The following is a 13176-nucleotide window of genomic DNA, read 5'->3' on the forward strand; positions in this document are numbered from 1 at the left end:
TAATCACCTTATAAAACTTATACTATCATGGCACAAACAGCAGAAAGACCATACCAAGGACAGGATGATCCGATGGTATTTAGCGAAATCAGACCGTTTTTAAAAGCACTGAACACCTCAGGCGGGCAGCCGCTTGAACAACTGAGCCCGGCAGATGCACGCCAGGTGTTAGTTGGCGCACAGGCATCTGTAACGGTTGACTATTCCGGAATTGAGGAAACAGAGCGCACCATCTCTCAAAACGGTTATGAAGTAAAAATCCACATCACCAAGCCTGAAGGCGCAAAAGCGGGTGCACCGGTTTTTATCTTTATTCACGGCGGCGGCTGGGTACTGGGAGATTACCCTACGCACAGGCGATTGGTTAGAGACCTGGTGGTTGCCAGTGGTGCAGTAGCTGTATTTCCAGACTATACGCCATCGCCAGAGGCCCAATACCCCACAGCTATTAACCAGATTTATGCAGCAACTGAATGGGTGGCAGCTCATGGTGCAGAAATTGGTGTAGATGGTAAAAACCTGGCCGTAGTTGGCAACAGCGTTGGCGGTAACATGACGGCGGCAATAGCTCTGATGGCTAAAGATAAAAACGGCCCTGAAATTAAATTGCAGGCCATGCTATGGCCGGTAACCGATGCCGGCTTTGAAACAGAGTCATACCAGCTTTTTGCCAATGGCCGTTTCCTCTCAAAAAATATGATGAAATGGTTTTGGGATAATTACCTGCCGGACGAAGCTAAAAGGAAAGAGATTTATGCTTCGCCATTACAGGCTACCGTTGAGCAACTGAAAGGGCTACCTCCGGCCCTGGTGCAAACCGCAGAAAACGACGTATTAAGAGATGAGGGCGAAGCCTATGCCCGCAAACTAAATGAAGCCGGCGTACTTGTTACGCTAACACGCTACGGCGGACTGATACATGATTATGGCTTGCTAAACCCCATAGCCCATGTACCGGCTATTAAGACAGCCATACAACAGGCAGCTGTTATAATTAAAAATAGCCTGAGCGAATAACCCATCAATATTAGAAATAAAAAAACCAGCAATTCAAATTGCTGGTTTTTTTATTGTGTGTTAAACTGCGGTGCAAATATGGTTAGGGCTTGCTCATCCTGAAAATTCATCCAGCATATCAAACGTAGGCACAAAAAACAGGGTGCCCGTTTTAGCAGTACTAAAGTCCAGTATACGGTCATAATTTCCCTCTGGTACCCCAACAAACATGTTAGTCAGCATTTTTTGTACAGTAGTGAACGTGCTGGCATAGGCAATAAAATAAGTACCCATCTGATTGGTTGACATTTTGCCGAACGGCATATTGTCGCGCACAATCTTCAGGTCATCACCCACATTGGCTAGTGCAATATGCGAGTTGGTGGGCTTAACATCATCGGCCATTTCTATATCATCTGCCTTTGACCGGCCAATCACGCGCTCTTGCGCTTCGGTAGACAGGTTTTTCCAGGCCTGCAGATCATGGATATATTTTTGCACAAACAGGTAACTACCGCCTTTGTAAGCCTCATCTTCATCACCCACTATTGCAAAAAGCTCACGGTCTACGCCCTGCGGATTTTCGGTACCGTCAACAAAACCCAGTATGGAGCGGCTGTCCCAGTACCTGAAACCATAAATCTCTTCAATACCATCAGCCACCGGTGCTAATATATCGGTCAGCGCAGCGGCCATATCGTAACAAATGCTGGTATCATCTGCACGGATATGCAAATGAATATCGCCTTTGGTAGCTACTGCTGTGTGCTTATTCCCGGCTATAGGCTCAAAATCAATCAGTTCTTTTGGCAAAGGCTGCGGAAGCCCCAGGCGAAGCCAGGCACCACGCCCAATACCCATTACACAACTGGCCCGCGACACCGGAAAACGCACATTGGCCGAATTATTAAGGTTAATAATCATTTTACACAGCCGGGCAAAAGCATCGCCAACAGCTATGTTTTCTTTAAAGTTCCACACCATGAAGATGGTGTTATTATTGGTATAATCTGTAACGTTCTGCGGATCAGGTGTCATAGTGCTGCTGCTTGTAAATGGCAACAAGATAAATAATAATTGGCTATATTCAGGCTCAATAAATCCACTTTATCCCCTATTACAAAATGCTACAACGTCAAAAAAACTGGTTCCAAAGACACATTGATTCCATGGACTTCGGCGAGCGTTTAGCCGACGCCGTTGCCGCCGGAATGGGCTCATGGCGATTCATTATAATTCAGACCATAATTGTCGCCGCATGGATGGTGCTCAATGCGGTGGCCTACATCTCCCACTGGGATCCTTATCCTTATATCCTGTTAAATCTGCTTTTTTCTACCCAGGCCGCTTATGCCGCGCCCATCATTATGATGGCCCAAAACCGCCAGAGCGACCGCGACCGTGTTAAAGCCGATGAGGATTTCCAAACCAATATTGATGCTAAAAAAGAGATAGAGCAGCTACAGATCAGGCTAAACAACATTGATATAGAAAAGCTGGACAAGATTATTGCCCTGCTTGAAAAACTGGATAAACAACAGTCTTAACCATACCTGATATCTATAAAAAAAGGGAGCAACCAATTAAGGCTGTTCCCTTTTTATGGAAACTTGCTATTGCCGCTATCTTGCCTTTGCAACAGCGTTTTTTAACTGCTCGGTTGAAGAAAAGCCTTGTTTACGCCATACCTCTTTACCATTCTGGTAATAGATCAGCGTTGGCAACACGTTTACTTTCAGGTTGCGTGCCAGAGCGGTATTATCATACTGCTCAATACTCACAATTTTGGGGGCAAAGCCTTGGGTTGATTTCAACGAATCTAAAACTGGCACCAATTTTTTGCAGGCCCCGCAGTAGCGCGAGCCAAAATCAATTAACACCTGCGGTGCTGATGCTGCCAATTGCTGATATTGTGAGGCTGATAATGACAAGCCTTTTTTAGTGTTAGACACAACCGGATAACCCGAGCCTACCCAGTTGGCCAATCCACCTGGCAATTCATATACTTGCTTAAAGCCTTTTTCGCGCAGTTCTGCAGATAGTACCGAGCTGCGGCCATTAGCAATGGAGTAAACAAACGTAGGCTTGTCTTTAGAAAGCGCCGCCAGTTGCTGTGCATATCCTGCAGCTTTGGCATCAAAGCTTACAGCACCCTTGATATGATTTTGCGCATATTCTTCGGCCGAACGGGCATCCAGTATCTGCGCGTTGTTACCGGCTGCTTTTAGTTTGCTTTCAAACTCGTTGATGGTAATCTTATTAGTTTGTTTGCCTGCCGTTTGCGCATAAACACTACCTACGCTAATGAACAGTGCTAACAGGCCAAGTTTTATAGTTTTCATATTGATTTTAGGTTAAATGATAAAAGGAGCCGCCCCGTGCGACGACTCCCCTATCCTGATTGTTTTATTGATTGTTTTCCAGGTGATGAATCTGTTTATTGCTGGCCTCAGAACGGCTGATAAACGGATAGATGTTGTTCTTTTTAGCCTCGGCATCAAACAGCGCTTTTAATTCGGCCAGTTTCTGCGGATACTTTTTGGCCAGGTCGTTACGCTCGTTAAAGTCGGTGGTCAGGTCATACAGTTTCCACTCGTCTTTGTCATAGCTTTGATCTGGTGGCGTTTTGCCGCCGGTAAACTGGAAGTCTACGTTGTCAGGATGATGCGCTGCTTCGGCTTTCCAGCCATCTTTATAAATAGATCTTGAAGCGAAGATGTAATAATACTGAACCTTGTGCAGCGACGGCGCCTGCGCATTGTTGAACGATGAGTATAGCGATTTACCCTGCAGCGTATCCTGCTTAATGCCTTTTACATACTCAGGCAATTTCAGGCCAGCTGCTTCAATAGTGGTTGGGAAGATGTCGCTCACGTGACCATATTGAGTACGGATACCACCTTTCTCTTTGATCAATTTAGGATAATAAACAATCAGCGGATTATGGGTACCGCCCTCGGCGTCAGCGTCAGATTTCCAGTATTTAAACGGCGTATTAGCTGCCTGCGCCCAACCCAGCGGATAGTTGGTTGAAGCCTCTGGCGTGCCAATCAGGTCAAACTCGTTCTCGTTGGCTTTAATGTAGGCGTCCTCTGATGCTGTAGCAGGCGAGTTTTTACCCGGACTAATCACACCGTGCAGCGAGCCTTCTTTACTGGCGCCGTTATCACCTATCATTACAAAGACCAGCGTGTTATCAAACTGTCCTGATTTTTTAAGGTAAGTAATCACCCGGCCCACCTGGTCATCAATATAGGTCAGGTAACCGGCATATACTTCCATAAAGCGAGCGTACAGCTTTTTCTGATCGGGCGACAGGCTGTTCCAGGCTTTGATGCGCTCGTTACGCTCTGGCAGTTGTGCATAAGCTGGTATTACGCCCAGCTTTTTCTGGTTGGCGAATACCTTTTCGCGGTAAGCATCCCAGCCGTCATCAAACTGGCCTTTGTACAAGTCGCTCCACTCGTGGCTTACCTGGTGCGGCGCATGGGTAGCGGCCGGGGCGTAGTACAGGAAGAACGGTTTATCGGGCGCAGCTTTATGGGCGGCATCAATATAAGCAATGGCCTTATCGGTAATCTGCTCGTTCAGGTTGCGGCCATCTGGTTTTACATGGAAGTTATCTTCAACCAAGTGCGGCGGGTGATACTGGTCTGTAGCCGATTCCAGGAAACCGAAGTGATGATCAAAACCTTTGCCTGTAGGCCAACGATCAAACGGACCGACGGCAGTGGTATCTTCATCTGGTGTTACCCCCCATTTACCCACAGCAAAGGTGCTGTAACCGTTCTCGCGCAGGGCTTCGGCAATAGTACCCTTATCTGCCGGGATGCGGCCATCATACCCCGGGAAACCGGCTGCTGATGAGGCATGCGCAAAATTGCCCATGTGCACATAATGATGGTTACGACCGGTTAACAACGATGAACGCGTAGGCGCACAAATACCAGCTGTATGAAAGTTGGTGTAACGCAAGCCATTGTTAGCCAGCGTATCAAAGTTAGGCGTACGGGCCAACCCGCCAAAGGTTGACGAGGCGCCAAAGCCCACGTCGTCCAGTAAGATCCAGACAATGTTTGGAGCCCCCGCTGGTGCATGGATAGGCTTTGGCCACCATTCTTTAGATTCTGACAGGCTTTTGCCTATAACTCCCTTGTAAGTGGCCGGTGTAGACGGCGGAATGTTTTGCTGTGCCGATGCCGAAAGCGCCAGCCCCGCCAGTGCGGCAACAAAGCCCAGTTGTTTAATTGTTTTCATGTTTTTTGTGATGTATTGTGATTGTTGTTATTGTGTTTTTTGTTTATGAGTATTGATTTAAAAGATTCTCCAATCCCTCCCTCGGGAGGGGCGCGTAAGAATATGCGGTGGCAGGGAGGGGTTTCGCCGCTTTGTTACATCGCTTGGCTAAACCCCTCCCTACACCCTCCCGAGGGAGGGAAGCGCAATGGCCCCGCGCTTTATTCGGATACCTTCAGTTTAAATTACCAGCCAGGGTTTTGCGTCAGCTTGCCATTGCTGTTATCAATCTCCTGCTGCGGTATGGGGAACAGGTAGAATTTACCTTTCACTCCATTATTTACATTGGTTTTGCCCACTTTTAGCATGGCAGCTTCCAGGATGCCGTTACCACTGGCGTCACGCTCGCGGATGAGATCAAACCAGCGTTGATACTCAAATACAAACTCCAGGCGGCGCTCCAGGTAAACCGCGTCGCGGAATTGCGCCTGTGTCAGTCCACTTAAAGGATCAAGACCTGCGCGGGCACGCACCCGATTGATAGAAGTATAGGCTTTAGTTGTAGGGCCATTTAACTCATTCTCCGCTTCAGCATGGATGAGCAATACTTCAGAGAAACGGATGATAGACACATTGGCACTCGATTCGGCTTCGTTTGATACCACACCTGGGTCCCAATATTTATTAAAGAAGGGAATTGAGTCATTAGCTATTTTGGTATCGTTCAGCTTGCCATAGTATTTGCCATCGGTCGGGCTCAAAAAGCGGGTAACAAAGGTGGCATTACGGCGCTTGTCTTTAGCCGAATAGAGTTTATAGACGCTGAAGAAATGGTCGATACCATCGGGTTTGGTAGCATCGGGCTGCGAGTAAAACACTACCTGTATGGCGTAACTGCCCACAATGCCAGGTATGCCATTCAGCACAGACCGAGGAGCCTCATTATTGCCCTGCCCCTGCGAGTTTGATTTAAATTGTGCCGAGAAAATATGCTCTTTACCATTTTTTGTAGCCGGCAGAAAAACGTCGGCATAACTGCTGAACAGGTCATACCCGTACGGGCCGTTAATTACTTCTTCGGCTTTGCTTACGGCATCGCTCCACTTGCGTTCGGTCAGGTAAACCTTGGCCAGGATAGATTTGGCGGCTCCGGCTGTAGCACGGCCAACATCGGCCCCGCTGTAGCTATTGGGCAGTGTGACTGCGGCTTCGGTCAGGTCTTTTTCTATTTGCGCATAAACTGTTGCGGCCGGTGCGCGTGGCACTTGCAAATCAGACAGGTTAATGGATGTTTGGTCATGCAGTACCAGCGGCACATCGCCATACAACCTTACCAGGTTAAAGTAGTAAAGCGCCCGCAAAAATTTGGCCTCGGCAACCAACCTGCCTCTAAGCGTAGCATCAAAGTTGATATGCGGAATAGTATCTATGGCAATGTTGGCCTTTTTGATACCGGCATAATGCTGCTGCCATAACTGCAACACGCGCAGGCCTGATGATGAATGCCCGAGTACCGATTGCGAGCGCACATCGGCATTGGTAGCGCCCGGGCCAGGACCAATATCATCAGACATAAAATCCATACCCGTATTGAGCAGCGTATTATAAGGCGTTTGCACCGAGTTAGAGCCTGCGTTAAGCAGCGAATAAGCCGCAGTTACGGCCGACACCGCATCGGCCTGTGTTTTATAAAACTGACTAGCCGGAATGAAGGACGACGGATCCTCCTTCAGCTTGGCGCACGATACCGCGCCCAAGGCCAGCAGCCATATAGCATATTTAAAATTCTTCATAATCATTACTTCTAAAAGTTTAAAGGGTTACCGAAAGGCCAGCCAGGATAGATTTGCTGTTTGGATAAGCCCCGTTATCTACACCAAGGTTAATAACCGATTGCTCGTTACTGCTCACCTCGGGGTCATACCCGGTATATTTTGTCCAGGTGATGAGGTTAGTGGCGGTAACATACAGGCGCACTTTTTTAATCTTAGAGATTTTCAGCAACGATTGCGGGAAGGTGTAGCCCAGCGTCAGGTTTTTGAGGCGCAGGTAAGAACCATCTTCCAAAAACCGGTCTGATATGGTTGCCGCCGGGTCCTGGAATGCGCTGTGCACATCGGTATTGGTGTTGGTTGGCGTCCAGCGGTTTAGCAAAGTGGTGGTAGCGTTGGTGTAACCGGTACCCAGTTCTAACACACCGCGCTGCTGATTGTAGATCTTGTTACCGTAAGATGTCTGCAAGAACACCGACAGGTCTACTCCTTTGTAAGTGAACGTATTGGTGATACCCCCCGTAAACTTAGGCTGCGCGTTACCCAGAATAGTGCGATCATCTGCCTGGGTAATTTTGCCGTCGCCGTTTAAGTCCTGGTAAGCCTGGCCGCCTGGCGAAGTATTGGCAGCCGGGGTAAGTGCCGGTCCGCCGGCTTTAATTAACCCATTGGTTTTGTAGCCGATGAAAGAGCCGATTGGCTGCCCCACGCGCAGAATAGACGGCAGTGATGAATCTGGAATAAACTGATTTACCCCATTACCCCCCAGGCTAAGCACTTTATTGCGGTTAACGGCAAACACAATGCTGGTGTTCCATTTAAAATCGCCAATCAGGTTGCGGGTGTTAATGCCTAATTCAAAGCCCTTATTTTCTACCGAACCCACGTTTTCATACTGCTGCGGGTTGGTAATGGCCGTATTGGTAATAACCGTCAAACCGCTGGTTGCCGGTAGCGGCAGATAAAGCAGTAGGTTGGTGGTTTTTTTGTAATAAACATCGGTAACCAGGCTGATGCGGTCTTTGAGCAAACCCAGATCGATACCAAAATCATACTGAGCAGTTTTCTCCCAGGTGAGGTTTGGGTTTGATAAACTGTTTGGCGCAAAGCCAGCAACCGTAGTACCGCCAAAATTATAGCGGTAGTAACCCAGCTGCGAGTAAGATTGATAGGCAGGAATATCGCTATTACCAGTACTGCCCGCGCTTAAACGGAATTTAAGCTGACTGATAGCGCTGGTGTTGCGTACCCAATCCTCATCGCTGGCGTTCCAGGCGATGGCTGCTGAAGGGAACGTGGCCCATTGGTGTCCCGGTGCAAATTTTGATGAGCCGTCAGCACGTAAGGTTAGGGTAAGCAAATACTTGCCATCAAAGCCATAGTTTACTCTACCCAGAAAAGAGTTAAGCGCCCAGGCACTGGCAGATGATGACGGTGCGATAGCAAAGCCACCTGCGGTGATAGATGTTACCGCGCCAGAACCCAGGTTGTTATAGGCTGAGTAATCGCTCACAAAACCAGATGAACCGGTTACAGACCCCTGCGCCTTAAACTGCTGCTGCGTAAAACCACCCAGCACGGTAAGCGAATGCTTGCCAAATTTATTATTGTAGGTAACGGTATTCTCATTCAGCCAGTTGGTAGAAAATAAGCTGCCTACCTCGCCCAAACCACCATAGCCAGAACCCTCATAAACAGTCGATGGCAGGTAACGGTTCTGTTTGTTGTCGATGATATCTACCCCGAATAATACCCGTGCGGTTAAGTGTTGAGAAAAGCGATAATCGCCGGCAATGTTTCCCAGTATGCGGTTGGTGGTGGTAGTATTCAGTTGATTATAAAGCGTATTGATGGGGTTGCCATAAACACCTTCAAAAATATTTTTCAGGAAGAAGGTACCATCGGCATTATAAATCGGCGTAGTTGGCGTCATTAATAAAATGGCAGGCACCACACCCGCAGGAGCCACTTGTGCCGAGGTACGACTAACGGTAACATTGCTTGATATTTTGAAGTCATCGTTATAATCGTGCTCCACATTTACCCGGCCGGCAAAGCGTTCAAAGTTGGTATTGTTAAGTACACCGTTCTGCTTAAAATAATTACCCGAAAAAGCCAGACGCGTTTTCTCTGTACCCGAGAGGATAGACAGCGAGTGATTCTGTTGACCAGCAGTGCGGAAGGCAGCAGCCTGCCAATCGGTGTTTACGTGGTATGGATTCAGTTGATCGGCTGTTTGGGTTGATTTGCCGCTGTTCACTAAGGCGTCGTTACGCAAAGCCCCCCACTGATCAGCATTGAGCAGCGAGATGGTTTTGGTAACCTTTTGCCAGCCATAACTGGCATCGTAACTAACGGATGACACACCTGCCTTACCTTTTTTTGTGGTGATGATAATCACCCCGTTTGCGCCGCGTGTACCATAGATGGCAGTGGCCGATGCATCTTTCAGCACCTCGATACTTTCAATATCTGCCGTATTGAGTGATGCCAGCGGGTTAATTTTCGGTCCGTTGGTTACGCCAGCATCAGTTAGTGAATTACTGTTAGAGGTTGGGAAACCATCTATCACGTACAATGGCTCGGCCACGGCATTGATGGAGTTTACCCCCCTGATCTGCACTGTGGCGCCAGCTCCTGGCTGACCGGTAGCCTGCGTTACCTGTATGCCGGAAACGTTGCCTTGTAAAACCCTATCGGGCGAGGCCACTGTTTGCTGCAGCGCCGCCGGAGATAAAGACGCAATGGAGCCGGTAATATCTTTACGTTTCTGCGTACCATAGCCTACCACCACCACGTCATTTAGCTGGTTGGTGGTGGCCTTTAACTCAACGGTAATAGGGCTGCCGTTGGCCGTTATCTTTTGTTGCTCATAACCTATAAAGGTTACAACGAGCGTGTACGGGAATTTTTGTCCGGTAACAAACTGAAACTTGCCATCGATATCTGTAGATACAACGTGGGTGGTTCCTTCAATGCGCACAACGGCGCCGGGCAGTGGATCTTTAGTAGCGCCGTCAAGAACACGGCCTACCAGTTTAGAATTAATAATGGGCGGATTTTGCTGCGCCGCCGCGCTTAACGGAACAAGAAAAAGTAGAAGTATTTTAAAGTACCTGCGCAATGTTTGGTATAAAGCCGGGGCATACCCCACCTTTATATCTGCATTATTTTGCATAATTTTGATCGAGTTTAAGATGTAAAAAATGGAAGCGGCTTCAACGCCAATCGATACCCGCTCCCGTTGTTTTAAGCTTGGGGGAAGAGCCTTGCTTTTCCCTTTTTTATTCAATTTATGTTTCCTTCATCATCAGTATTAACTGTTTAAAAACTACTTACTGATCACACACCTGAAACCCAGGTGCTCCATACCGCTGTCTTCGCTGGTTTTCATGCGGCGGGCCACGCGGTAGCCGGAGCAGTAACTATCATTACATAAAAACGAACCGCCGCGCACTACGCGTTTAACCGAGTAAGGCTCGTCAGGGTCATTCGAGCGGGCCGGTCCCTGTGGATTAGTTACCGTACTGTTACCTACCTGCCGGTAGTAATCAGCCGCGTAATAATCGCTGCACCATTCCCACACGTTGCCAGCCATGTCATACAAACCATAGCCGTTATGGTTAAAAGACGCTACCGGCGCCAGGTAATAAAATCCATCGCGCTGTGTATTTCGGTATGGAAAGTTCCCCTCCCAGGTATTGGCTTTTGCTTTACCCTGGCCAACGCGCTCATTTCCCCAGGGATAAATGTTGTTTTGCAATCCCCCACGGGCAGCCCACTCCCACTCAGCCTCAGTTGGCAGTCGTTTACCCGCCCATTTGCAATAAGCCTGTGCATCAAACCAGGAGATATGTACTACCGGGTAACGCGCCTTGCCTTTCAAATCGCTACCCGGCCCATGCGGGTGCCGCCAGCTGGCCCCGGGTTTCCATGCCCACCACTGACTGTAATCATTCAGCTCGACAGGTGTTTTTGAGGGCACAAACACCAGCGATGCAGGCACCAGTTCGCTATCAGCCGGTTTTGGTGTTCCGGGTGGCAGTTGCTTTTTCAGCTCGTTCCAGTCGGGTTTGCGTTCGGCCGTGGTCACATAGCCCGTGGCCTTTACAAAACGGGCAAACTGCTCATTGGTTACCTCGGTGGTATCCATCCAAAAGCCATTTATGCTTACGCGATGCTTGGGAAACTCATCTGGTTGTGCCTCGCTGTTATCGCCGCCCATCTGGTAGTTTCCCGCGGGAATCCATACCATCCCTGTATGTGTAGCCGCGCTATTAGCAACCTTGCCATCGCCTTTACCTTCCACATTACTGGCAAAACTGAACCGCTTCGGGATATTCTGTTCGCAGCACAACGCCTTTTTTGACAACGCCGGTAGTGGAACCGACGTAACCGCCTTACCTGCAGACGTTGTGCGTTCGCGGCACGCCGAGAAAGTCAGCGCCAGTAAGATCAGCATCAGCCCTGTTTTCATCCGCATTATGCGCCTGCGTTTACGGTTTGCAGCACTGGTTCGCCATTGGTCTGGGTAAACCCCACATCATGGTAACGTTTATCATTATACTGATGCGGTTGCAGCGGAACGTCCGCCCGTACCATTAACCCATCGGCAGCCAGTTCGCTCCCCTTAACCGGCGATTTAAAGATGGGCCACAATAACTGCGCATGCCACGGATCGCCCTCGTAATGTGAAATACCATAAGCCTTTGGATACTGGCGTGATATTAACGCCGTACCAAAAATGATATCCCAGAAAAAGAACATGTTGCCAAAGTTGCCTTTGTAATACCCCACACCATCGTCGGTTGTGGCCGCGTGATGAGCATGATGTGTAGCTGGCGTTGATATGGTGCGCTCTAATATCCAGGCCAGCGGATGCAAAGCTTTGTATTTATAGAAAGGCTTGTCCCACGGGATGCTGGAGTGCGCCAGCGTGGTAATAGTGCTTTTAATGCCCTTTACAACTATGGCAGGCGCACCCAGGCCCAGGTAAACCAGCGCCGCTGTTAAATAGGTTTGCGAGAAGAACAGTGTGTAAATAGCGTTCTGTCTGCTGGCCATAGCCATACCCATATAGCTGGCCGAGTGGTGCGTGCGGTGAAAACGCCACAACCACGGTATTTCATGATGCAGGCGATGGTACCAGTACTGGGTCAGATCATCTGCAATAGCGATGATAATTACGCCCCAGAAGAAAGGCACCCAACCGAAAACGTTTTTCAGATCGGCAAAGGCCCAGGGTAAAAAGGTAAGCGTGTAGTAAGCCACCAGCGGACGGATAACAAACTTTGGCAGTGTAAAGCAGGCAATATCTACCCAACGCTCATTTTTGGGCCACTTGCGCTTGTAAAGTCCGAAAGAAAACTCCAGGATGCCCAGCACCAACACCAGGGTTGAAAAGCCGAGGGCGTTAATGTTGTCGATGAAATGTTTAATCGTTTGGATCATGTTGATTAAGTTTTAATGATGATTGACTTTGATTAGGCTGCTTTCCTTTCGGCTGATGCTCCCAGGGGCGCTGGCCGCTGATATAGAAAGAGACAAACATGAGCGCCAGCGGCAGGAAGTAGATAAAAATGCTCAGCAGCACGTTCTTAACAATGCGCTGTTTAACGGCAGGTTCTATTTTCATGTGCGGGACGATTGAATTTGTTTAACAATCGGGGTATCCCCTGCCGGGCGCGATAGCAGTTTCTGCGTAAACCACAATCCGCCGAAAATGATGGTAAACGGTACTACCGTTACAATAATGCCTACCAGTATTTTTTTACCCAGCAGGCCTACGTCATTTAACGTCATAATTAATTATATAAAGTGAAACATAAATTGCAGGCAACATCAGCGCATAGCTATGCCAGGCGCATTTAGATAGCGTTAAAATTGGCCAACCTTACCGGTGGGCGCCATTAAGCTTTAAAAGGAAGATCTGAGAGAAAAATTTAGCAGCAACAACAACCGCTGCCAAAAATGAGGGCTTTAGCAATTGCGCCCCGAACGGGCATTGATGAATAATGATTAAGTAGAAGTTGTGTGCTCATATGCTGTTAAATAAGTTGAGTGATTAAACTTATGGTAACATCTTATGCAGCAAATGTAGCAACATTTTTGATATATACTACTAAATCTATAGATTTTATATAATTAATTACACAACTAGCAGCGCTTACCC

11 protein-coding genes are annotated in these 13176 nt (G+C 48.2%); 2 read left to right on the forward strand and 9 right to left on the reverse strand.

Going from position 1 to position 13176, the window contains the following annotated elements; genetic code table 11:
• The first annotated feature begins 27 nt into the window (after window positions 1-27).
• Window positions 28-1017 carry an alpha/beta hydrolase gene (locus tag ABZR88_RS13335; protein ID WP_107826857.1) on the forward strand — a complete coding sequence of 330 codons (990 nt, stop codon included), beginning with the start codon at window positions 28-30 and terminating at the stop codon, window positions 1015-1017.
• A gap of 93 nt (window positions 1018-1110) precedes the next feature.
• On the opposite strand, the gene ABZR88_RS13340 is transcribed toward ABZR88_RS13335, so the two are convergent.
• The gene (locus ABZR88_RS13340; protein ID WP_107826856.1) at window positions 1111-2034 is read right to left on the reverse strand and encodes a Dyp-type peroxidase; all 924 of its coding nucleotides are present in this window, start codon (window positions 2032-2034) and stop codon (window positions 1111-1113) included.
• Window positions 2035-2120: 86 nt separating this feature from the next.
• Between ABZR88_RS13340 and ABZR88_RS13345 the strand changes: the two genes are divergently transcribed.
• Window positions 2121-2543 carry a DUF1003 domain-containing protein gene (locus ABZR88_RS13345; protein WP_107826855.1) on the forward strand — a complete coding sequence of 141 codons (423 nt, stop codon included), beginning with the start codon at window positions 2121-2123 and terminating at the stop codon, window positions 2541-2543.
• Window positions 2544-2618: 75 nt separating this feature from the next.
• Here ABZR88_RS13345 and ABZR88_RS13350 read toward each other — a convergent pair whose 3' ends face one another.
• The 8 genes from ABZR88_RS13350 to ABZR88_RS13385 all read right to left on the reverse strand — a co-directional run bounded on the left by ABZR88_RS13350 (window position 2619) and on the right by ABZR88_RS13385 (window position 12806).
• Window positions 2619-3338: a rhodanese-like domain-containing protein gene (locus tag ABZR88_RS13350; RefSeq protein WP_107826854.1), complete on the reverse strand. Its 720-nt coding sequence runs from the start codon at window positions 3336-3338 to the stop codon at window positions 2619-2621.
• A 64-nt stretch (window positions 3339-3402) separates the two neighbouring features.
• Complete coding sequence (locus ABZR88_RS13355) at window positions 3403-5253, reverse strand: arylsulfatase (protein ID WP_107826853.1); 1851 nt, start codon at window positions 5251-5253, stop codon at window positions 3403-3405.
• Between the two features lie 224 nt (window positions 5254-5477).
• Window positions 5478-7025 carry a RagB/SusD family nutrient uptake outer membrane protein gene (locus ABZR88_RS13360; protein ID WP_107827122.1) on the reverse strand — a complete coding sequence of 516 codons (1548 nt, stop codon included), beginning with the start codon at window positions 7023-7025 and terminating at the stop codon, window positions 5478-5480.
• Between the two features lie 19 nt (window positions 7026-7044).
• Window positions 7045-10182 carry a TonB-dependent receptor gene (locus ABZR88_RS13365; RefSeq protein ID WP_107826852.1) on the reverse strand — a complete coding sequence of 1046 codons (3138 nt, stop codon included), beginning with the start codon at window positions 10180-10182 and terminating at the stop codon, window positions 7045-7047.
• 153 nt (window positions 10183-10335) lie between these two features.
• Entirely contained in the window at window positions 10336-11487 is a 1152-nt protein-coding gene (locus tag ABZR88_RS13370) for a formylglycine-generating enzyme family protein (protein ID WP_369434692.1), read from the reverse strand.
• The gene (locus tag ABZR88_RS13375; RefSeq protein WP_107826851.1) at window positions 11487-12455 is read right to left on the reverse strand and encodes a sterol desaturase family protein; all 969 of its coding nucleotides are present in this window, start codon (window positions 12453-12455) and stop codon (window positions 11487-11489) included. The genes ABZR88_RS13370 and ABZR88_RS13375 overlap by 1 nt, the downstream gene beginning before the upstream one ends.
• Window positions 12439-12639: a hypothetical protein gene (locus ABZR88_RS13380; RefSeq protein WP_107826850.1), complete on the reverse strand. Its 201-nt coding sequence runs from the start codon at window positions 12637-12639 to the stop codon at window positions 12439-12441. The genes ABZR88_RS13375 and ABZR88_RS13380 overlap by 17 nt, the downstream gene beginning before the upstream one ends.
• Window positions 12636-12806, reverse strand: coding sequence for a hypothetical protein (locus ABZR88_RS13385; RefSeq protein WP_170113529.1), 171 nt, complete (start codon window positions 12804-12806; stop codon window positions 12636-12638). Before ABZR88_RS13385 ends, ABZR88_RS13380 begins: the two co-directional genes overlap by 4 nt.
• Window positions 12807-13176: the final 370 nt, after the last annotated feature.

It is taken from the genome of Mucilaginibacter yixingensis (assembly GCF_041080815.1).
In the GTDB taxonomy this organism is placed as follows: Bacteria; Bacteroidota; Bacteroidia; order Sphingobacteriales; family Sphingobacteriaceae; genus Mucilaginibacter; species Mucilaginibacter yixingensis.

Coding starts and splice junctions, on each gene's coding strand:
- ABZR88_RS13350 (WP_107826854.1), bottom strand. CDS start 3,338: ATGAAAACTATAAAACTTGGCCTGTTAGCACTGTTCATTAGCGTAGGT.
- ABZR88_RS13335 (WP_107826857.1), top strand. CDS start 28: ATGGCACAAACAGCAGAAAGACCATACCAAGGACAGGATGATCCGATG.
- ABZR88_RS13375 (WP_107826851.1), bottom strand. CDS start 12,455: ATGATCCAAACGATTAAACATTTCATCGACAACATTAACGCCCTCGGC.
- ABZR88_RS13345 (WP_107826855.1), top strand. CDS start 2,121: ATGCTACAACGTCAAAAAAACTGGTTCCAAAGACACATTGATTCCATG.
- ABZR88_RS13385 (WP_170113529.1), bottom strand. CDS start 12,806: ATGACGTTAAATGACGTAGGCCTGCTGGGTAAAAAAATACTGGTAGGC.
- ABZR88_RS13340 (WP_107826856.1), bottom strand. CDS start 2,034: ATGACACCTGATCCGCAGAACGTTACAGATTATACCAATAATAACACC.
- ABZR88_RS13380 (WP_107826850.1), bottom strand. CDS start 12,639: ATGAAAATAGAACCTGCCGTTAAACAGCGCATTGTTAAGAACGTGCTG.
- ABZR88_RS13370 (WP_369434692.1), bottom strand. CDS start 11,487: ATGCGGATGAAAACAGGGCTGATGCTGATCTTACTGGCGCTGACTTTC.
- ABZR88_RS13365 (WP_107826852.1), bottom strand. CDS start 10,182: ATGCAAAATAATGCAGATATAAAGGTGGGGTATGCCCCGGCTTTATAC.
- ABZR88_RS13360 (WP_107827122.1), bottom strand. CDS start 7,025: ATGAAGAATTTTAAATATGCTATATGGCTGCTGGCCTTGGGCGCGGTA.
- ABZR88_RS13355 (WP_107826853.1), bottom strand. CDS start 5,253: ATGAAAACAATTAAACAACTGGGCTTTGTTGCCGCACTGGCGGGGCTG.